Raw genomic sequence first — 21,016 nt, 5'->3', positions numbered from 1 at the left:
ATTACAGAATACGATAAAGTCTGTTATCTATATCAAATTGACAAAGGTGAGGATTTACAATGAATATAAATAAAGTTTTAATAAGAGAAACAGAAATTCCTATAGAAAAAGGAACATTGCGACTAATAGATTTTGAAGGTGAAACGACTGTAGAAGTAGAGCTAAATGTTCACCCTACTGTAATAAATTTTTTTAATTCTTTAGATTACAGAATAGAACGAGTTATTCTAATTTCTGAAGATGCCAATGACAAAATTATAGGTGAATTCGAAATACACATAGGTAAAACAGGCGTCTTATTAGTAGGAGATCCGAATGAAGTTAAAGGGACTGATCATCTGACAGCTATTTCCTATGAAAAAAGACCAGTTCAATTAGTAAAAGCTGATGGTGTAGCATTAGATGAAGAATTGCAAGCAAACCAATATTCAATATTTGTTCATTTGTTAGATGCATTATTGAAAAATGAAATGAATGACAAGGGAAATCTTCAGTTTATACATTCATTACAAAAGAAAATGCAAAATGGAGAGAAATTAAATTCATTTGATCAATATATTAAGGGAGAAATCAGCTACTTAATCGAAGAAGTAATTTCTTGGAATAAAGAAATTGCATTGAAACTTGGAGACTAATTTAATTAGTTTAAAGCATAGAGGATCCTAGCAGTAATACAGCGGATAATCTGAAAATCTAAGTGTTAAGTTTTTCTACTGCATTTTACTTCTCTGTAGTAGTTATGATTCTCCTGTTTCCCCTTAATTTTCAACAGTTTGATATGCTTCCTCAGGTGAAAAACCTTTTCCTACTAAAATACCCATAATGATAAATTTATGTAATACATGTGGAGAATTGATGCCTCTTTTTATATCCTCTAATCCTTCCAGTTAATTGTTTTTAGATGTCACGAAACATCTTGTTGCGGCTGATTTTAAATGGCTAATACATAAATTAATTTCATAATTCAAAGATTTAAAACAATACACGAACATTAAATGTACCATTGTTATATGCCATATCTTTTCGAACATTGTCTGTGAAGCGGAAGATGGCGACTCCTGCGGGAAAGCGAGACAGGTGAGCCCCCGTAGAGAAGCACGGTACGTGCTTCCGAGGAGGCTCAACGCTCGCCCGCGGAAAGCGCCATCTGGAGCGGTATACTAAGTAAATACTGGAATGAAATATTATCCGAATTATTGAGTTGTTTATTTAAAAATATCCGTATTTTTCACCTAGAAAAGAATTTATGAAATTGGATCACATAAATTAATTTAGAATTTCAGGGCTTTTTCAGATTCAGTATGTATGATGAAAAGAGAAGGAAAGAGAGGAGCATAATACAAATGCCATTACATCCATTAATAGTTCATTTTCCTATTGCAATATTAATTTTGGGGGCAGTAATTGAAATTGTGAATGTTTTTACTAAAAAAGAAACACTGAATAGATTTGGTACTTTATTAATAATCATAGGAGTACTTTCAGGGTTTGTTGCACTGGCTACTGGTGATGGTGCAGAACATTTTGCTTACCAAAACTGGGGACGAGGCTTACATGATCAAATAGAATTACATTCGCTATTGGCTGATGTTTCAATGTTTACCTTTGGCGCTTTAGCAATTGTTAAAATTCTATTTAGACATTCTATTTTTAAATGGAATGTTTTACAAAGTAAAGCTCTTAAAGGTGGTTTCGCTACTGTATTGATTATACTTCTAAGTATTGCTGGGACAGTATCATTAGCAGTTACTGGACACCTAGGTGGTAAAATAGTTTACGGAAATCATTCCACTACTTCTGTGACTGATTCAAACGCTTCTCACCAAGATTCAGATGAATAATTAGATTTGCATGATTAAATATATGATTTGAAAAAGAAAGGGCCAAGTTCAAATGTTTGAGAAATAAAAGCTTTTGAACTTGCCATCTGAGAAACATCAAGAAGACTTTGGTACCGAATGTGAAAGGGAGAATAGTAGCTCAAAAGTAGAGAGTGCAATATCAAACGAAATCAATTTTGTAATACAAAAGAAAGTGGAAAATCCTTTTTGAAGATTACTCTAAAAAGCCCTAGAAGTGACTAAAATCTCACTCTAGGGCTTTCTTCTATATGTGTTTGGTTGGTATTTGTATATAACCTCTCCATCTTCCATTAATTTGAATCCGTTTCGGCCAGATTCTTTTATTTCGTATAAGAGGGAATCTGCTTTATGTAAGAAATCTTGAATGTCATCTTGAGATTTTACTTCGCCACGATATGCTCCGATACTAAAAGTTAACGTGTTGGAAATGCTAGAGGCGGCATTTGTGAGTTCGTAGTGATTAATTTCTCTGATGATGCGGTTATAAATGACGATTATTTCTTCAGGCTCTTTGTCTGGAGCAAGTAAGATAAATTCTTCACCACCCCAACGTGCTGTGAAGCAATTAGTAGATGATGCGACTTTATCTAAAACAGTCGAAACACGTGAAAGTACCATATCTCCATATGCGTGACCATAGTAATCATTAAAGTTTTTGAAATAGTCAATGTCTATCATTAAAACTGTAAGGCTGAAGGATACACTTCTTTGCTTTAAATCAGCAACGTACTTTTGAAACCCTCTTCTATTTGCAATATGTGTTAATTCATCTGTATATGATAGTCGTTTTAGTTCAGTGTTTGCTTTTGCAAGATCGCTTGCTAATTTGTTGGCGCGATTTGTTTCACGACATAAGTATTTTTGCTGTTTATAGGATTCTACAAATTTCCGATATTTCATATTTGCAACTATGATTAGAATCGGTGTAAGCATGATAACTAATTGCATTTCAAAACTATAATGATAAAAATCTTCATGCTGATTAAAAAAATTAAGTGCTAATCCTATAATTGCTACGATAAATGGAGCTATAAAATAGCGAATACGAATAACAAAAAAAGATGTACAAATGACGGCTGAAATTGAATAGATAATCGTATGTTGGTAGAATATTTGATCAAGCATTGATATGCCTAAGCTAAGCATAAGTATCCAACAAACAAACAGTGCTACATTTTCCTCAAACTTCTTATAATATTCAATTGAAGCATTTGCTTTAAAATTATTTGGATGGGCAAATACAAGCACTAAACAATTTGTTGAAAATAAAAGTGCATAGGGAATTATGTAAATTCTATGGTAAGTTGTATGATCATTAAAAAATATAATATTACCAATATTTAATAATACTACAAATAGAATAATCCATAAGAATATCTTAGATATTAAATACATTCGATTCAAATTTTGCTGAGCTAAGCTTCGATAAAAATTGATATCATTTTCTATAATAATTGGAGGTCCTTCCTCTATCTGAACCTTGTTCTGCAATACCCACACCTCGACCAGCTATTATCACATTTTAGATAATACCGTCTTTCTGAAAATAGTAATAATATAGCATAAATAACATTCTATTATTATAATATGCTTTAATTGATGATAAAGGAAGTGGAAAATTTTTCATGTTTTTTAGTGATAAGTCTTAGTGGAATACAAATATATTGAGTTGAATTGGTATAATATTGGAAGGGGTTAATAAATACATTTTATTATTAATGAATTGGAGTGACCGGTCATGACAAAGACTATTGTTAAGCTTCAAGACTATGACACTAATTGGAATGTACAATTTAATGATGAGAAAAATAAAATCAAATATGCTTTAGGGGACAAAATGATTGGAATTGAACATATTGGAAGTACATCTGTAAAGGGACTGAAAGCAAAACCGATTATTGATATTTTAGTTGGTGTTCAAAATTTAGAAGAAATTACGATGTTTGCGGAGTCCTTAAAGGAAATTGAATATGAATCTGTTCATAAGCCGGAGTTAAAAGATAGGAGATTTTTTAGAAAAGGCATATGGGGAAAAGGAACTTGCCATTTGCACATCTGTGCATATAAGAGTAGAGAATGGAATACAAAAATAATGTTTCGTGATTATCTTAGGATGCACCCTAAAGTAGCAGAGGAATATGCATTGTTAAAAACAGAACTTGCAAAAAAGTATCAATTTGATAGACCTACATATACACAGAAAAAAGAGCCATTCATTGCGCGAATTCTTGAAAAGGCTATGCAAGAAAAATATTAAATTTTTTTGTTATTTGAATCAATTTCATCAATCAATTTTTGATCTCATTTATTTAAAACTAAATAGTTCTCACTCATGACATTATTAATAATATCAAAGAAGGAGCTGGCCAGAAAGTCATTTAAAAACTATTTTATTATAGAGAGATTAGCAATTTTTGCGTTGTTAATCCGTTGATTGCAGTGAAGGGTGGATGTTTACTGAGGGGCGTAAGTTAAGCCTCTTCCGCAGCTCACGCTAATCTCACAGGAGGGACCTCATTCCATTCCAATCAAATTTTTATAAAATTTAAAGAAAAATTGCTCTTCACAAAATGAGGAAGAGCAATTTTTCAACTAATTAAATAACTACATTTCTTATTAAATCATACTTATTGGACAACATCATTCTACTATTTGTCACTACTAATGTTTTCTGCAGCGTTCATCCCTGCAATTCGTCCTGTGACGAGTGCAGAAGTGATATTATAGCCCCCTGTATAACCATGTATATCTAAAATTTCACCACAGAAATATAGTCCGTTTTTCTTTTTAGATGCCATAGTTTTTGGTTCAATTTCTTTGATGGAAACACCACCACCGGTGACGAATGCTTTTTCAAGTGGTTGAGTTCCGTTTACTTTCATTTCAAAACCGACGAGGTCAACTGCAAGATGCCGTGCTTTTTCAGCTGAAAGGTCTGCACCTGTCAGAGATTCTTCGAGATCAGCTCTAGCCATTAAGAATAGAAGCCAGCGTTCAGGAACAATCCCTTTCCAAACATTTTTTAAAGCTTTTTTGGGTTCCTCTTTTGCCATTTTGAAAATCAATTGGAAAGCAGATTCAGGATTATAATCTGTTAATGCTTGAATTCGTACAGTTACAGGGTTGCCGCCGTTTTTCTTCATCTCTTTTACGACGAATTGGCTACAACGCAAAACTGCTGGACCACTTATACCAAAGTGTGTGAAGAGCATATCCATTTTATGAGTAATGATTGTTTTCCCTTTTTTATTTAGAACGGAAACTTCTGCATCTCGAAGTGCTAAACCTTGCAACTCTTTGCTACGAATAAACGTCTCAGTTGAAAGTAACGGAACTTCGGTTGGAAAAAGTTCAGTAATCTTATGTCCAGCTTTTTCAGCCCAAGGGTAGCCGTCACCTGTAGAACCTGTTTGAGGAACTGCTTTACCACCAACTGCGACTACGACTGCACCCGCTTTGATTTCATTTCCATCATTTAGGCGAACGCCTATAATTTTCTCATCATTCATTAATAATTTAGCGACAGGGGTGTTTTGACGAATTTCTACTTTTAAACGATCTAGCTCACGAAGCATCGCATCGACAACATCTTGTGCGCGATTTGAGACGGGGAACATACGACCATGATCTTCTTCTTTTAATGCAACACCAAGACCTTCAAAAAAGTCGATAATATCTTCATTGTTATAGACAGTGAACGGACTATATAAAAAGCGACCATTTCCTGGTATATGTTTGACAATTTCATCAATTGGTAGACGATTTGTAACATTACAACGTCCACCTCCGGAAATTGCTAGTTTGCGACCTAATTTATGTCCTTTCTCTAGAAGCAGGACTTTCTTTTTTTCAGTACCAGCAGCGATTGCGGCCATTAGACCGGACGGACCACCGCCAATGACGATTACATCATACATTTAGGGGAACTCACTTTCTGTTTTTAAATTTATTATACACGAAGTACAGAAACTATTTGAGTAATTGAACGACGAGTTGTAAACTAAAAATTAGTTTTATTAGATTTTGAAGGATTGGAAGGGTATTATGTCATCTTTAATGAAAGGGACTGCCATACTAACAATTGGCATGTTTTTATCGAAAGTACTTGGCCTCGTTTACATATTCCCGTTTTATGCCATCATCGGGCAAGAAAACGTGGCGTTATATTCGTATGCCTATGTTCCATATACGATTATGCTATCGGTAGCCATCTCTGGTGCACCGATTGCGGTATCAAAGTTTGTAGCAAAATATAACAGTCTCGGTGATTATGAATCTGGACGTAAACTTGTTCGTTCAGGATTGCTTATTATGACAATTACCGGTTTTTTATCTTTTTTAGCGCTGTTTCTTTTGGCAGATCCAATTGCGCATTTAGTTATTACAGATAAAGAACAAGCCTTTACTGTATCACAAATTGCTAGTGTTATTCGGTGGATAAGTTTTGCATTAATTGTTGTACCTTTTATGAGCTTAGTTCGTGGATTTTTCCAAGGCTATGATCATATGGAACCAACAGCAATTTCACAATTAGTAGAGCAAATTATTCGTATTATTGCTTTACTAATAGGTTCTTTCATAGTAATGCGTGTCTTCAATGGTACGGCTCAAACAGCTATTTCGTTTGCAGTATTCTCAGCATTCATCGGTGGTATAGCGGGTTTGATATCTCTTTGGTATTACTGGCGTAAACTGCAACCAGAATTTAACCTCAAGCTGCAAAGTAGTGTATCATCAGGGCAACTATCGTATAAGAGTATCTATAAAGAAGTCATTACGTATTCCATCCCTTATGTATTTGTTGGGATTGCGAATCCATTATTTCAATTAGTAGACATGTTAACATTTAATTCAGCGATGTCTAACATCGGTTTAGCAAAAGTTTCTGATGATTATCTTGGTATGTTGAACTTCACTACACAGAAAATAGTGATCATTCCTGTGATGCTTGCGACAGGTTTTTCAGCTGCACTTGTACCTGCCATTACAAACTATTATACGAAAAAACAACATGGTGCATTGATTAATGCAATGGATAAAACATATCAAGTTTTATTGTTTATCACGTTACCGGCAGTTGTGGGTATTTCACTTTTATCAACAGATATTTACCATTTACTCTATTCAGAAAGTGCAATAGGCTCAAGTATTTTGGCGACGTATGCACCAGTAGCTATTCTATTTGCATTCTTCCAAGTAACGGCAGCGTTATTGCAAGGTATTGATTATCAAAAATGGATTGTATTCAGTCTATTAACAGGTATTTTAGTAAAATTAGCGATTAATATTCCTTTGATAGAAGCTTTTCAAACAAAGGGTGCCATTTTAGCAACAACAATTGGTTACGCTATTTCAATCACCATTAATATGATTGTCTTGAAAAAAGCGCTAAATTATAAATCCCAATTGGTGATTAGACGGTCACTTTTAATCATTGCTTTGACTATTATTATGGCTGCTTTTGTCATTGTGGCACATAAAGCATTAGTGATGATGTTCGGACCTGCACATTCTAAAATACTTGCACTTTTCTATATGGTTGTTTGTATTTCAGTTGGTGTCGCAGTATATGGTTTCTTATCAATCCGAATTGGACTTGCTCAAAAACTGTTAGGCTCAAAGATTGAAAAAATTGCAAGTAAATTTGGCTTGTAGAAGGGAGGATTCTATGCGCTTAGATAAATTGTTATCCAATATGGGTTATGGCTCGCGTAAAGAAGTTAAGCAACTTTTGAAGATGAAAGCAGTTTCTGTAGATGGCGTAATCATTAAAGACGTATCTCTTCATGTTGATCCAGAGAAACAAAATGTCACCGTTCTAGGTGAAAGAGTCCATTATCAAGAATTCATCTATTTAATGATGAACAAACCTGCGGGGGTCATTTCGGCGACAGAAGACTTGCATGATCAAACAGTGATTGATTTACTTGATCCCTTCCATGCACATTTTGAGCCGTTTCCTGTAGGTCGATTAGACAAAGATACAGAAGGGTTCTTACTTATTACTAACGACGGTGTGTTAGCACATAATTTGCTATCACCGAAAAAGCATGTACCCAAAGTCTATTATGCGAATATTGATGGTAGGGTAACTGAAGAAGATATTGAAGCATTTAATCACGGTGTTATTTTGGACGATGGTTATCACACGAAACCTGGTAAACTAACAATCTTAAAATCAGGCGAAACATCTGAAATAGAGTTAATGATTTCAGAAGGGAAATTTCATCAAGTGAAAAGAATGTTCGAAGCAGTCGGCAAAAAGGTAACGTATTTGAAACGTTTATCGATGGGGAACTTACAGCTAGATGAGAACTTAAAGCTAGGTGAATATCGAGAATTATCATCTGATGAAATTGAAAATATAAAGTAAACTTCAATAAGTGGGAGTCTTACTGCAATATAAAACAAAAAGAATGACCAAGCGACGCAGCATGGTCATTCTTTTTTATATCTTTCATAATTTGTGTATTAACATGTTTAGACGAAGTTGCCACCAGCATATGGCGAGTTGATCGTCCATTCAACGAAAAGCGTGAGATCCAACTCGTTGAACCTTTCTATGATGTCATTTTCACTTTCTTACGCGTCGTTGTCCATTTGCCCCGACTTGGACTTTCTACCAAATCGTTAAAGGCTAACACATTCAAATCTCTTTGAATGGTGCGAGGAGTGATGCCGAATTCATCGACTAAATCTTGCGTAGTCACAGTACCATTACTATAAATGTACATATACACATCTTTTATCCGATTGAGCATCCGATCAGTGGTTGGTTTCATTGGTGAACCACTCCTTCATCTTATTTCTCAAGACTAGCGGACGAAAATAATTGTGAGGTATTCAGGCTCCTAATTTAGTTTGCCTTAGACATCCCCTTTTCAATTTTGATTGTCAGACTTTTATTATCTGACAATTCCATTATAGCGAAAACACTTATTAATTTCCATACTTTTGTTTGACTTTTTACGATTGTAACAATATGTTTACATTTAAAAGCGAACGATTTAATTCGAGTTTCCATTTAATGTACGTGTATTGGATAATCCTATGTGAAATATAGAAAAGGGTGTAAAATAATATTGAGATTTATCAAGGAGGAATTTATATATGGATTGGATGAAACAAGCCCAAGAACGCCAAGATGAGTTAATTGGTAATTTACAAGAATTAGTACAAATCAACAGTGTGTTGGATGAAAGTACTGCTTCTAGTGATGCTCCATTTGGTGAGGGACCAAAAAAAGCTTTGGACTGGATGCTTCAACAAGGCGAAGAGCAAGGTTTAAAAACAAAAAACATTGATAATATGGTTGGTTATATTGAAATGGGTGAAGGTGAAGAATTAGTTGGGATTCTTTGTCATGTAGATGTTGTTCCAGCTGGTAGTGACTGGGTTCACCCTCCATTTGGTGCTGTTGTAGAAGATGGTAAATTATATGGCCGTGGTTCAATTGACGATAAAGGTCCAACAATGGCAGCATGGTTAGCGATGAAAATGGTTAAGGATGCAGGAATCAAATTAGATCGTAGAGTACGTATGATTGTTGGCTCTGATGAAGAAAGTGGTTTCCGTTGTGTAAAACGCTATGTTGAAAAAGAAGAAATGCCAACATTAGGCTTTGCTCCAGATGCAGACTTCCCAATTATTAATGCAGAAAAAGGAATTGCTGAACTTTCATTCCGTCAACAAGCAAAATCCTCAGAAAACGAACAATTAGTATCATTCCACGCTGGACATCGTATCAACATGGTACCCGATTTTGCTGAAGCAATCGTACGTAATGTTCCAGAAGAATTTGAAGTGACATTTAAAGCATACTTAAAAGTAGCTGAATTAGAAGGTACTATTGAAGATAATGCAAACGGTTATAAACTATCTATTAAAGGACGTTCTGCACATGCAATGGAACCAAATGCAGGGATCAATGCAGCTGTAAAACTAGCTCAATACTTGAACACAGTCTTCACAACTCCACAATCTAAAGAATTTACTCAATTCTTGGTAACTGGTTTTGCGAATGAAACTCGTGGTCATGCACTAGATTTAGCATTTACGGATGAAATTTCAGGCGATACTACTTTAAATGCGGGCGTCGTTTCATTTGAGGAAGGCAAAGGCGGACAAATCGATGTGAGTATGCGCTATTCAGTATCATATCCATACGAAGAAAAAATTACTGCTGCTGGCTTAGCTGTAGCAAAACTTGGCTTTGCATTTGATGTAGTGGATGATTCTAAACCTCACTATGTTGATCCTGAAGAAGAATTAATACAAAAGCTTTCTAAAGTTTATGAACGTAATACAGGAGAAAAAGCAGAGCTTTTATCTATCGGTGGCGGTACTTATGCTCGTGAATTACCTACAGGTGTTGCATTCGGTATGCTATTCCCGGGTGAACCAGACCTAGCTCACCAAGCAGACGAATATGTTGTTGTTGAAAACTTAGTTAAAGCTGCAGCTATTTATGCTGACGCAATTGTCGAATTAGGTACCAAAAAATAAATATCACCCTGTAAAAAATAACTAAAAATTGATAATGCAGGAGTATCGGCCCCCATAAAATTATATGGGGGCTTTTTGATTTAGGTACTAAACTTACAATAGTTTTTCAGGCATTTTCGTTACGAAAATAATCAGAAAGGAATAGAAGATGAACAACACGAAAAACATATGAATTGTTGTACTTGTATTAGCATCCCTAGTGCTGAATATCATTTCTCCAATCTTAAGAACGGGCAAAAGAAAATCCTACATAGCAAGTAAAACCAAGTACTATATGTTGTGATCATATCTTAAAAATCTAGAGAAAACATAAGGAGGTAAGGTTGATATTAAAAAAGGTCATAAATCGTTAGCAATGCATTATATGTGCCTTCGAATGTAACTATTCAACTTAAAGTTGTCGTCGCAATAAAGTGCGGAGCGAATTTGATAACCAACCGAATAACAATGTGCTAATAGCAAATAATACGTTTAACTAACTAGATAGAGCAGTTAGAACGCACAAATATTCTGGAGGAAAGATACACAACAAAGTAATTATTCGAAATAATACGATTAAAATTATGCGTTCTGATGCAATCCGTGTGATGGCTTGTTTCAATGCTATTATTGAACATAATTCAATTTCTAATGTAAGTGGAATTGGGATAAATAATTTGCGCGGAATATTATTAAGTGGAGCAAATAACTAAACCATTCAATACAACACATTTAATCACGTTACGCATGCAATGCAATCTTGTATGGGAAAATAGCAGTCAAGGTAGCCAGTATAGTGCAACAGAAAATTTTATACGTAAGCAAATGAATGAAAAAAGTAATACTACTATGGCGATTTCAATAATAATTTCCAGAAGAGGAGTGACTAACATATGGAGAAATTCGGCAAAATATGCATCTACATAGTAGCTCTTACAATTTTATTTAGTTTATTAGCAATTAAATATCCATTATTGCATGCCTCTGCAAAGCAAGGCACCTATACTATTTCAACAAACACTACGCCCATAAATAAAAAGATGAAAAAATATTTGACCTATTCATCTGAAACTAATAATTATTACACGATAAGGTCGTACTTGGAAAAAATGGAGAAGGATGGTGGAGGTACTCTTATTTTAAAGAAAGGTACGTATTTGATAACCAATACATTATTTGTACCTTCAAATGTCACCATTCAATTAAATGATGGTGTAATTTTAGAAAAAAGTATGGACACAGGTAATGAATTAATTGCCTCAAAATCAATGTTTCAACTTGTAGCACCTAGTATCGCTAAGAATGGAGATATGATGGGTGGCTATAGTGGTTCCAAAAATGTGACAATCACAAGTAATGGAAAAGCAACGATTGATCTAAAAGAAAATGAAAAAGTAAACGGGATCATAACTGGACACAATAATAATCTAACCATTAGTAATATTCAGTTCAAAAATGCAAATGATGGTTACTTTATTCAATTAGTTGCAACAAAAAATACTAAAATCCAAAATAACAGTTTTACAAATGAAACCTCCCTCTCAAAACCATCAATAAGTATTGAAACTGCTGATTTTTCATATGGTACTTACAAAGTAAATTGGAGTATGTACGATGAAACCCCAAATTCACAAGTATTGATTGAAAAAAATAAATTTGATGAAGTATTTGAAGCCATAAGTTCAAATAATTTTACTGTAGACACATACCAATCAAAAGTGAAGATATTGAATAATAGCATAAAAAACACTGAATCAAATGCGATCGTTATGAAAAATTGGAAGCAACCAACAGTTGAAAATAACAAAATTGAATCTGTAAGTAGTAACTATGGTATCTATGTGAAAGGGACGTATAAGCCAATTATTCAACATAACCAATTTGAGGGTATGGATTTTGCCGTTTTATTGGCTGCACAAACTAGTCCAAACGAACCTTTTAATGAAAATACAGTTACGCTAGGCGTAAAAAAAGCACTGGCATCAAATGAAGGAAAAGACTTACAGGAATACTTTATGCATATAGCAAATAAAGCTGAGCCTGTTGAGAAAATTGAATTCACTAATATGAATGATCTTGGAAAAGAGGAATATAAAGTAACACCAGAATCAGTCACCCTTAATAAAGAATACTTTCTACGCTCATCTTATACGCCTCAAACAAAGCAATACTATGCATTGCGCTCCTACATGGAACAACTTGAGAAACAAGGCGGGGGTAAAATTATCTTTACCAAAGGTGTGTATACAATATCAAATGTATTATACGTACCTTCAAACGTTACTTTAGAGTTTGAAGATGGAACAGAAATTTTCAAAGGTGATGATACAGGTACACCTACTATGAATCCATCTAACTCCATTTTCCAACTAATCCGTCCATCATTTTCAAAAAAAGAGCGAGTTGTAAGTGGTTATGAAGGAGAAAAAAATATTAGTTTTATTGGAAAAGGTAAAGTTATCTTCAATTTAAATTATAAATTGAGCAGCTTTGCGATCATTATGGGACATAACAAAAATATCCATATATCCAATATTCAATTCCGTAATATGAATGCAGGACATTTTATCGAAATGGATGCATCTGAAGACGTAACAATTACAAACAGCCAATTTGTTGATTCAAAACCATCAGATCGTTACATTAAAGAAGCGATTAATATTGATACACCGGACAAAACAACACTTGGCTGGAGTTCAAAATGGAGTAATTTCGATTGTACGGCAAACAATAGAGTAAATATTATTAACAACAAATTTGTAAATTTAGACCGTGCTATTGGCACTCATAAGTATTCAGGAGGGCATCTTCATACAAATATTCTGATTCGTGGTAACACGATTGATACAACGCGTAATGATGCAATTCGAGTGATGAACTGGAAAACACCAACGATTGAAAAGAATGACATACGAAATGTAGCAGTCAATGATCCAAAAAAGAGAGGTATTCTCTCTAGTGGTGCAATCAATCCGAAAATCCGAAATAACACTTTTACAAATGTTGGACGAGCAATTCAATTTATTGCGTGGAAAAACAGTGGGCCAGGAGAACAATATGATGAAATAAAAGATGTATTAACAGATGAAGAAAAAGAATTATTGAAAACAAATCAACTTTACAATACAACTGAAACCTTCATTCGAATCTCATCGGTTTACGCAGTATATAGCAAGCCCGAAAAAATAATATTAAGCAATTTTAACTAAAACTTAGTTTAACAATAATTTTGAATTTCATCATAAGATGCATTAAAAAAATCAACAATTTCATATAACAGAGCCTAAAGAAAAGATGTGATGAACTTTGTTCACCACGTTCACCGCATCTTTTCTTTATGTATAATGTATAGGAAGAAAATAAGGAGATGAATTATGGAATGGAAAAAATGTTATATAATGATCGATTAATCGATACAGAAGATGCAAAACTTTCAATAAACGACAGAGGGTATCAATTTGGTGATGGGATATATGAAGTGATTAAAGTATATGAAGGATCGATGTTTACTGCAACTGAACATATAGATCGTTTATATCGAAGTGCAGATGAAATTCGACTTGTTATCCCTTATACAAAGGATGTTTTACATAAAATGCTTTATGACCTTGTTGAAGAAAATGAATTAGCAACTGGTCATATCTATCTGCAAATTACAAGAGGCATAGCACCAAGAAATCATGCTTTCCCAACTGATTTTACGGAGCCGACATTAATCGCTTATACACAAGTAGCAGAGAGACCCGTAAATAACCTTCGCTTTGGTGTGAGTGCGATTTTTGTAGAGGATATTCGTTGGCTCCGTTGTGATATTAAAAGTTTAAATTTGTTAGGCAATGTCCTTGCAAAGCAACAAGCACATGAAGCGCATTGTTATGAAGCTATTCAACACAGAGGAGAAATGGTAACGGAAGGGTCATCTTCGAATATTTATGGTATAAAAGGTGGGGTGCTTTACACTCATCCAATCAATAACTATATTTTAAACGGTATTACACGACAAGTTGTGATGAAATGCTGTAAAGAAATTGGCTTATCTGTTGTTGAGGAAGCCTTCACAAAAGAACAAGCGCTACAAATGGATGAAGTCTTCTTATCATCAACATCTTCAGAAATCACACCAATAATTAAAATTGATGATACAATCATTCAAACTGGTGAACCTGGTATTTTTACACGTAAAATACAGCAAACTTTTGAAGAAAAAATACAGCAGTTATTTCTGGTGTAAATCTATTTGATTAGTGATTGAATCTAATTCATAATTCGAAGTTAAAAGCACAAACATTTTTATTAGGTTCTGTTTTACTTCAGTGTTGATATTGAAATTTTATTATTGAGCGAAAGGTGGAGACTCAGCGGGAAAAGCAAGCGGCCACTGAAAAAGTCAAAAAGGCATGAATTTTAATAATAAAATTTTGAAATGCAATTTTTGTTGAAGTGGAAACAGCGAAAACTCCCGCGGAAAGCGAAGCTGATTCCACTTCATGTTATAGACTATTTGCACTATAAAATTAGGTATAAAATCGTTTTTCAGTGACCTCAAAAGCAAGTGAAGCGAGCGAAGCAACTCTCAGCTTGCCCGCGGAAAGCGTCCACCTTTAGCGGAAATTCATAAAATTAAAAAACAATAAGTTGCTAAATGCTAGATAATTTATTCGTTTAGAGAGAATAATGTTCGTTTTTTTAAACCAGAATGGAATTTATTGAATTGATTCGATACTATATTTTACAAAGAATCTTGCGGAGAAGTCACCAACTTCTCCCTTTTTTTTGATAAATAACATGGTAAAATAGGAACATATGCCTTTTTATATACACTATTTTGAGATGATTTTTTGGGGAGGGAAAGGACATGGCACAGCTAGTTAAACTTCAAGATTATGTTTCACGTTATCAAAAAGATTTAAAAAGATACCCAACCCAATTTGTAAGACTAAAAAAAATACAATGGGCTCGTATGAAAGAAGACTGGGAATCTGGTGAAAAAATCACTAATTGGGAACATGAAGATGAAATAGAAGTTGAAGAAAAGCCTCATAAAAGTTTTCTAAAACGATTAATGCCATTTACTCGAAAAAAGAAATTGGCTCCTTGGGAAGAGGAAGATACGGATTCCGATTATAAAGAGGATTTCTTCAATCAAATAAATGAAGAGTTTGAAGACCAAGATTCTGACGAAGAGATCCTTCAGGAAGAGTCGAACACATTCACGTTTCAACCAACAATTTTGTATGAACCACAAACCATTGAAGAATTAAAAAGAATGTATATCGATCAACTTTTCCAATTCCAACTTAAATGGGCCAGTTCAACATTAAGTGAAAAATCATATGTGAGTCCTAAATACTATCGTGATTCTCTGTTAAGAGCATTTACACAACGTTTGCCAGACAGTTATCTGTTGTTCTATTATCCGATTTTTCAAGTGAAAAAGGCGCCTGTAGAAATGGGGATAATCATTCTTACACCTACCGATTGTATATGCATTCAAGTGTTAGAAGAAGAGGTACAAGCAGTATTTGTCGGAGATGGTAGCCGGTTCTGGAAGAAAAAAGTCGGGAAGATTGATAAAAAAGTATTAAGTCCATTAATCGGATTAAATCGTATGGAATCCATTGTGAAGCAAATCTTCAAGCAAAACGAAATCGATTTGCCCGTTCGTAAAGTTGTATTATCACGAAATGGATATATTGACTATCCTGGTTCTAGTTATGACGTTGAGTTCATCGATAAACGAAAGTATTCGGATTGGTTTGCACATTTGAAGAAGAATCCTTCTCCGATGAAACATATGCAATTTAAAGCCGCACAATTTCTTTTAAATTCAGTTCAAACAACTTCTTATCATAGACTTGATCAGAATGACAATAACAATATTCCTTCTGAGAAAATGCAATCATTAGAGGAAGAACTTACATGAAACTACTTTTTATCATAAATGATAAAGCAGGAAACGGAGTAGCTAAACGTAAATGGCGTAAAATGGAATCGGAACTATCTATGCCATATAAAGCGATATTTACAAACTATCCTTGTCATGCAACGGAAATTGTAAAGCAACAAGCAAAAGAGGATCAGCAGCCGCTTTTAGTAATAGCTGTCGGAGGAGATGGCACGATTCATGAAGTAATTCAGGGTGCCATTGAATTCCCTCATATCATAGTTGGAGCCGTTGCAGCAGGTTCTGGCAATGATTTCGGTCGAGGTTTTGAAAACTTTAAAACAGTAAAGGAAGTCGAGCAATTCTTTCAACAGCCTATAACAAGGGAAATGGATATTGGCATTTTAGAAACCACAGATGACAAGAAATATTTCATGAATAGCGCAGGCTTTGGTTTTGACGCTATGATTAGTAAACATGTTAATCATTCAAAAGCCAAAAAAAATCTAAACAAAATTGGATTGGGAAAGCTATCTTACATCTATTTTTTGATTAAAACATTATTTACTTTTAACAGATTTACATTAAGTTTGATACATAATGATCAAGAACAAATTTTTCGTCATGTTTGGTTTGTAGTAGCTAGTAATCAACCCTACTATGGGGGAGGAATGAAAATTTCCCCCAATTCGATTCCAAATGATGGCCAATTTGAATTAACTATTGTCAATGATGTATCAAGGCTAAAATTATTATTATTATTTAGTACCATATTCTTTGGTCAACATACGAAAATTAAAGCTGTAAAACAATTTACAGCAACTAATTTTGAAATAATTATGGATGGAGATATCATTGCACATACTGATGGTGAATACGCAGGAGTATCAAAGAAGGACCAGCCTATTCATTTCAGAGTAAAGTCAAGTGCTTGGCGATTAGCTAGAAAGTCTTCTTGACTAAGTCATTGCTTTCTTGAATAATTAAATGTTGAATCGTACGATAAATATAGAAATGAGGAAATACATTGAGAGTTCGTAACAAACCATGGGCAGGAGATTTTATCCAATCGCATCCGGAAATTATCGAGCCTAACCCAGAAAGCCACAAAGGTAAATGGAAAGCGTTCTTTGGAAACGACAATCCGTTGCATATAGAAGTAGGTTCAGGTAAAGGGCAGTTTATTACAGGAATGGCTTTGCAAAATCCAGATATCAACTATATTGGTATTGAGTTGTTTGATAGTGTCATTGTAACAGCTGCTGAAAAAGTAATTGAAGCTGGAACACCTAAAAATATACGTTTACTATGTGTAAATGGTGCAGATTTAGAAAAGTATTTTGCAAAAAACGATGTAGATCGTCTTTACTTAAACTTTTCTGATCCATGGCCAAAATCACGCCATGCAAAACGCAGATTAACACATGAAAACTTCTTAAAACTATACGAAGCAGTATTAATAGATAATGGAGAAGTACATTTTAAAACGGATAATCGTGGCTTATTTGAATTTTCATTAGTCAGTATGTCGCATTATGGCATGAAACTAAATTATGTATCACTCGATTTACATGTAGAAATGCCAGAAGACAATGTGATGACTGAATATGAAGAGAAATTCTCTTCTAAAGGCCAACCAATTTATCGCTTAGAATCACAATTCCAAACAAAGAAAGACTAACAAATGAATTTTTTAAGCGCTCTTCTTTGAAAAACTCATTTGCCACGATTTACCCCTTCAGATATTATTATCTTAAGGGGTGTTTTTTATTGTAAGAAGGAAAAGAACAAAGAACACCTGATATTGGAAAATGGATAAAACAATATGATATATGATCGTAAAAAACTGCAAAATAGGAGAATCTAGATGAAAAATAATGTTGTTGAATATAAGAAATTGCAAAGTGGGGATGATTCAAAGTTTTCACAGTTGGTGCTTTTATTTAATAAGGAATTTGAATCACCGAATTTGAATTTTGTAAACTTGAAAAATATCAGCAATCTTTTGATTAATCCTAAGTTTGTATGTATCGTAGCTAGTATTGATAACAAGATTGTCGGAGGATTAACTGCATACGAATTAGAGATGTATGATCAGGAGGGCTCTTCGATGTATATATACGACTTAGCGGTCGGTAAAGAGTATCAGCGTAATGGAATTGGAAGTAGATTAGTTCATGAAATAATAGATTTTTGTAAGTCGAAAGGCATTAATGATTTATTTGTACAAGCGGATGGGGTTGATCAGCATGCTATTGAGTTCTACAAAAAAAATGGTGGTGAACAGTCAAAAACATTTCATTTTTCTTTTAATCCATTACAAATGAAATAAATAAGCTAGTGAAGCGGTGAAGAAACACAAGCCATTTATAGTCTTGAATGGAAGAGGGAGCGTCTGAAAAGTAGGTTTCTACATTTTTCAGACGCTCTTTATTAATTGGTTTTGTTTAACAATACTGTTGTTATTTCTTCAGCTTCACTACAGGCAACGTTTTCCGCGGACGAACCGACAAGCCTCCTCGCTGTACTCCCTGCAAATATCATATAACAGAGCCTTTTAATTAAGTGCTTCTTTTCGCAATGGCTGTGCCAATATTTCTCTTTCTAATTGTTGTAAGCGCTTACCGATATCCTTTTGAAAATCCAAAGACAATTCTGTTTTATCTTCTAATTTTTCTAATGTATGAAGTAATTCTAAATACTGAATGCATTTTTTCTCATAATCATCTTGAATTCTCATGGCTTTTCCTCACTTAGTCATAAAGTATTGTTTTATCATTATGCCCTTTTTGTAACTAAATAAACATAAAAAGGAATTTTGTAGATATAAGTATCTAATTTATTCTATTATAGAAAATTTTGTATTTTTGTAGTATAAAATAGTACAATATTTTTTAAACATGTTACAATTATGTGAAGCATCATTCATTAAATATAAGATGCAAAGATTTATACAAAGGGGGATCTTTAGTATGGATACATTTCAATTTCATGATATGAAGTTAACATGGTTAAATGGGGGAGTTAATTATTTAGATGGTGGTGCAATGTTTGGTGTGGTACCAAAGCCATTATGGTCACGAAAATACCCAGTAAACGATAATAATCAAATCGAATTAAGAACAGATCCAATTTTAATACAATATCAAGGGAAGAATCTGCTAATCGATTCTGGTGTCGGAAATGGAAAATTTACGGACAAGCAGCTTCGTAATTATGGAGTTACAGAACAATCAAAAATTGATGATAGTTTACAAGAGTTAGAATTAACTACTGATGATATTGATTATGTATTAATGACACATTTACATTTTGATCACGCTTGTGGATTAACAAAATGGCAGGGTGAAAAACTAGTGTCTACTTTTGCAAATGCTGAAATTTTTGTTTCACAGATTGAATGGGATGAAATACGTGAACCGAATATTCGATCAGCAAATACGTATTGGGAAGCTAATTGGAAGCCGATTGTTGATCAAGTGAAGCCATTTGATGAACAATTAGAAGTATTACCAGGAATCTTAATGGTACATACTGGGGGGCATAGCGATGGACATAGTATCATCCGATTAACGCAAAAGGGAGAAACAATTTTGCACATGGCAGATATAATGCCAACACATGCTCATCAAAATCCTTTATGGGTACTAGCGTATGATGATTATCCAATGACATCGATTTTTGCCAAAGAAAAATTAGTAAAAGAAGCTCTTGATAATGGCTATTGGATTAGCTTCTATCATGATGCCCACAAACGCTTAATCAAATGGGATCCAACAGGAAAAGAAGTAATTGGAGAATTACCTCGCTCAAGAGAATCCCATACAACAGCGTTATAGATCGAATGTTCATGCATTGCACATTGTGAGGACACTGAAAAAGTCAAAATACAGGAATTTTAATAATAAATTTTGTAATGCAATTATTGTTGAAGTGGAATCAGCGAAAATTCTTTTTGTTCTGCAGGAGCAAGAAGAATTTTCTGAGACGAAGCTAGCGAAGCGATGCAGGAGCAATCTTTATCTGCCGGGAAAACGAGCCAGAGAAACCTCGCAGCACAGAGAGTAGGCTCGTTGGTTCGACTGCGGGAAGCGAATCTGATTCCACTTCATGTTTTAGCAGATTTATACTATGAAAATTAGGAATAAAATGGTTTTCCGATACCCTCTATAATGTGAGGGTTATTTTTTTTCTGTTCAAACAATAATTCTAATTAAAAGTAGACTTGAAAAGTGGTAAATTCAAATAAAAAATCCCCAACCTATTCAAAGAATAAGCTGGGAATATAAAATACCATTATAGCATTAATAACTCTTATACTCTCACCAGATCAACAACAGATCCTGTTCTCGCATCAGCAGCAAATTCGAAATTCACAGTTTCGCCTTCTTCTACGCGAGAGATACCCCCTTTGTAAATAGGGATTTCAATATCTTCTTTGTGGAATGTTTGAGGCTCCATGAAAATCCATGATCCATCGATTGGCCCTTGCGCTTTAAAAGCATCTTTAACATCTTCTAAAACATTATTCGCATTTTTGTATGGATTCACCTTTTCACTAACTTCTTTAATGATATATGTCGCAGCAATTCCTGTTACGACTCCTAGTAAGAAATCACGCAATTTCATTAAATACGCCCCCTTTTGTTTATGCAATTAGTGTACCATATACATTTAATGATGTGACAATAAGATAGACATTAATAGGGGATTTTTTGAAAAAACAGCATTTCGATATTCGAAATATAAGAGTGGAATTTTTCCAGTTTTTTGTCTACAATAGTAG

At 34.1% G+C, this 21,016-nt stretch carries 18 protein-coding genes and 1 pseudogene; 13 read left to right on the top strand and 6 right to left on the bottom strand.

Features of this window, described 5'->3' with window-relative positions:
- Positions 1–59: 59 nt before the first annotated feature.
- Positions 60–635 (top strand): hypothetical protein, encoded by a 576-nt coding sequence (locus ACIQ4I_RS11180; protein WP_403096049.1) that lies wholly within the window; start codon positions 60–62, stop codon positions 633–635.
- 123 nt (positions 636–758) lie between these two features.
- Here ACIQ4I_RS11180 and ACIQ4I_RS11175 read toward each other — a convergent pair.
- Positions 759–884 (bottom strand): annotated as a pseudogene (locus tag ACIQ4I_RS11175) (cupin domain-containing protein); the annotation flags it as partial.
- Between the two features lie 459 nt (positions 885–1,343).
- On the opposite strand from ACIQ4I_RS11175, the gene ACIQ4I_RS11170 reads away from it, so the two are divergent.
- Complete coding sequence (locus ACIQ4I_RS11170) at positions 1,344–1,841, top strand: DUF2231 domain-containing protein (protein WP_403096048.1); 498 nt, start codon at positions 1,344–1,346, stop codon at positions 1,839–1,841.
- Between the two features lie 252 nt (positions 1,842–2,093).
- Here ACIQ4I_RS11170 and ACIQ4I_RS11165 read toward each other — a convergent pair whose 3' ends face one another.
- Entirely contained in the window at positions 2,094–3,353 is a 1,260-nt protein-coding gene (locus ACIQ4I_RS11165; RefSeq protein ID WP_403096047.1) for a GGDEF domain-containing protein, read from the bottom strand.
- A gap of 247 nt (positions 3,354–3,600) precedes the next feature.
- Here ACIQ4I_RS11165 and ACIQ4I_RS11160 point away from each other — a divergent pair, with 247 nt between their 5' ends.
- Complete coding sequence (locus ACIQ4I_RS11160) at positions 3,601–4,119, top strand: GrpB family protein (protein WP_403096046.1); 519 nt, start codon at positions 3,601–3,603, stop codon at positions 4,117–4,119.
- A gap of 391 nt (positions 4,120–4,510) precedes the next feature.
- On the opposite strand, the gene ACIQ4I_RS11155 is transcribed toward ACIQ4I_RS11160, so the two are convergent.
- Positions 4,511–5,779 (bottom strand): BaiN/RdsA family NAD(P)/FAD-dependent oxidoreductase, encoded by a 1,269-nt coding sequence (locus ACIQ4I_RS11155; protein ID WP_403096045.1) that lies wholly within the window; start codon positions 5,777–5,779, stop codon positions 4,511–4,513.
- 127 nt (positions 5,780–5,906) lie between these two features.
- On the opposite strand from ACIQ4I_RS11155, the gene ACIQ4I_RS11150 reads away from it, so the two are divergent.
- Entirely contained in the window at positions 5,907–7,517 is a 1,611-nt protein-coding gene (locus ACIQ4I_RS11150) for a putative polysaccharide biosynthesis protein (RefSeq protein ID WP_403096044.1), read from the top strand.
- 13 nt (positions 7,518–7,530) lie between these two features.
- A complete protein-coding gene (locus tag ACIQ4I_RS11145; RefSeq protein WP_403096043.1) occupies positions 7,531–8,235 on the top strand; it encodes a pseudouridine synthase in 705 nt (234 codons plus the stop codon).
- Positions 8,236–8,422: 187 nt separating this feature from the next.
- Here ACIQ4I_RS11145 and ACIQ4I_RS11140 read toward each other — a convergent pair whose 3' ends face one another.
- Positions 8,423–8,644 (bottom strand): DeoR family transcriptional regulator, encoded by a 222-nt coding sequence (locus ACIQ4I_RS11140; RefSeq protein ID WP_403096042.1) that lies wholly within the window; start codon positions 8,642–8,644, stop codon positions 8,423–8,425.
- Between the two features lie 328 nt (positions 8,645–8,972).
- Between ACIQ4I_RS11140 and pepV the strand changes: the two genes are divergently transcribed.
- The 7 genes from pepV (at position 8,973) to ACIQ4I_RS11105 (ending at position 18,562) form a co-directional block, all read left to right on the top strand.
- Entirely contained in the window at positions 8,973–10,367 is a 1,395-nt protein-coding gene (gene pepV / locus ACIQ4I_RS11135; RefSeq protein WP_403096041.1) for a dipeptidase PepV, read from the top strand.
- A gap of 872 nt (positions 10,368–11,239) precedes the next feature.
- Entirely contained in the window at positions 11,240–13,555 is a 2,316-nt protein-coding gene (locus ACIQ4I_RS11130; RefSeq protein WP_403096040.1) for a right-handed parallel beta-helix repeat-containing protein, read from the top strand.
- A gap of 170 nt (positions 13,556–13,725) precedes the next feature.
- Complete coding sequence (gene dat, locus ACIQ4I_RS11125; RefSeq protein WP_403096039.1) at positions 13,726–14,577, top strand: D-amino-acid transaminase; 852 nt, start codon at positions 13,726–13,728, stop codon at positions 14,575–14,577.
- A 624-nt stretch (positions 14,578–15,201) separates the two neighbouring features.
- Positions 15,202–16,269 (top strand): NERD domain-containing protein, encoded by a 1,068-nt coding sequence (locus ACIQ4I_RS11120; RefSeq protein WP_403096038.1) that lies wholly within the window; start codon positions 15,202–15,204, stop codon positions 16,267–16,269.
- A complete protein-coding gene (locus ACIQ4I_RS11115; RefSeq protein WP_403096037.1) occupies positions 16,266–17,189 on the top strand; it encodes a diacylglycerol/lipid kinase family protein in 924 nt (307 codons plus the stop codon). The genes ACIQ4I_RS11120 and ACIQ4I_RS11115 overlap by 4 nt, the downstream gene beginning before the upstream one ends.
- A gap of 68 nt (positions 17,190–17,257) precedes the next feature.
- A complete protein-coding gene (gene trmB, locus ACIQ4I_RS11110; protein WP_403096036.1) occupies positions 17,258–17,911 on the top strand; it encodes a tRNA (guanosine(46)-N7)-methyltransferase TrmB in 654 nt (217 codons plus the stop codon).
- 186 nt (positions 17,912–18,097) lie between these two features.
- Positions 18,098–18,562 carry a GNAT family N-acetyltransferase gene (locus ACIQ4I_RS11105; RefSeq protein WP_403096035.1) on the top strand — a complete coding sequence of 155 codons (465 nt, stop codon included), beginning with the start codon at positions 18,098–18,100 and terminating at the stop codon, positions 18,560–18,562.
- A gap of 225 nt (positions 18,563–18,787) precedes the next feature.
- Here ACIQ4I_RS11105 and ACIQ4I_RS11100 read toward each other — a convergent pair whose 3' ends face one another.
- A complete protein-coding gene (locus ACIQ4I_RS11100; RefSeq protein ID WP_403096034.1) occupies positions 18,788–18,970 on the bottom strand; it encodes a hypothetical protein in 183 nt (60 codons plus the stop codon).
- Positions 18,971–19,202: 232 nt separating this feature from the next.
- Here ACIQ4I_RS11100 and ACIQ4I_RS11095 point away from each other — a divergent pair, with 232 nt between their 5' ends.
- Entirely contained in the window at positions 19,203–20,069 is an 867-nt protein-coding gene (locus ACIQ4I_RS11095) for a YtnP family quorum-quenching lactonase (protein WP_403096033.1), read from the top strand.
- Positions 20,070–20,544: 475 nt separating this feature from the next.
- On the opposite strand, the gene ACIQ4I_RS11090 is transcribed toward ACIQ4I_RS11095, so the two are convergent.
- Complete coding sequence (locus ACIQ4I_RS11090; RefSeq protein ID WP_403096032.1) at positions 20,545–20,859, bottom strand: hypothetical protein; 315 nt, start codon at positions 20,857–20,859, stop codon at positions 20,545–20,547.
- Between the last annotated feature and the right edge of the window lie 157 nt (positions 20,860–21,016).

The sequence above is a fragment of the Rummeliibacillus sp. NPDC094406 genome (assembly GCF_044763875.1).
GTDB lineage: Bacteria > Bacillota > Bacilli > Bacillales_A > Planococcaceae > Rummeliibacillus.
Note: the sequence above shows the minus strand (reverse complement) of the source record. Positions and strands in the feature narration are given on the sequence as shown.

Coding starts and splice junctions, on each gene's coding strand:
- ACIQ4I_RS11090 (WP_403096032.1), bottom strand. CDS start 20,859: ATGAAATTGCGTGATTTCTTACTAGGAGTCGTAACAGGAATTGCTGCG.
- ACIQ4I_RS11145 (WP_403096043.1), top strand. CDS start 7,531: ATGCGCTTAGATAAATTGTTATCCAATATGGGTTATGGCTCGCGTAAA.
- ACIQ4I_RS11095 (WP_403096033.1), top strand. CDS start 19,203: ATGGATACATTTCAATTTCATGATATGAAGTTAACATGGTTAAATGGG.
- pepV (WP_403096041.1), top strand. CDS start 8,973: ATGGATTGGATGAAACAAGCCCAAGAACGCCAAGATGAGTTAATTGGT.
- ACIQ4I_RS11160 (WP_403096046.1), top strand. CDS start 3,601: ATGACAAAGACTATTGTTAAGCTTCAAGACTATGACACTAATTGGAAT.
- ACIQ4I_RS11180 (WP_403096049.1), top strand. CDS start 60: ATGAATATAAATAAAGTTTTAATAAGAGAAACAGAAATTCCTATAGAA.
- ACIQ4I_RS11155 (WP_403096045.1), bottom strand. CDS start 5,779: ATGTATGATGTAATCGTCATTGGCGGTGGTCCGTCCGGTCTAATGGCC.
- dat (WP_403096039.1), top strand. CDS start 13,726: ATGGAAAAAATGTTATATAATGATCGATTAATCGATACAGAAGATGCA.
- ACIQ4I_RS11150 (WP_403096044.1), top strand. CDS start 5,907: ATGTCATCTTTAATGAAAGGGACTGCCATACTAACAATTGGCATGTTT.
- ACIQ4I_RS11105 (WP_403096035.1), top strand. CDS start 18,098: ATGAAAAATAATGTTGTTGAATATAAGAAATTGCAAAGTGGGGATGAT.
- ACIQ4I_RS11130 (WP_403096040.1), top strand. CDS start 11,240: ATGGAGAAATTCGGCAAAATATGCATCTACATAGTAGCTCTTACAATT.
- ACIQ4I_RS11115 (WP_403096037.1), top strand. CDS start 16,266: ATGAAACTACTTTTTATCATAAATGATAAAGCAGGAAACGGAGTAGCT.
- ACIQ4I_RS11170 (WP_403096048.1), top strand. CDS start 1,344: ATGCCATTACATCCATTAATAGTTCATTTTCCTATTGCAATATTAATT.
- ACIQ4I_RS11120 (WP_403096038.1), top strand. CDS start 15,202: ATGGCACAGCTAGTTAAACTTCAAGATTATGTTTCACGTTATCAAAAA.
- ACIQ4I_RS11100 (WP_403096034.1), bottom strand. CDS start 18,970: ATGAGAATTCAAGATGATTATGAGAAAAAATGCATTCAGTATTTAGAA.
- ACIQ4I_RS11140 (WP_403096042.1), bottom strand. CDS start 8,644: ATGAAACCAACCACTGATCGGATGCTCAATCGGATAAAAGATGTGTAT.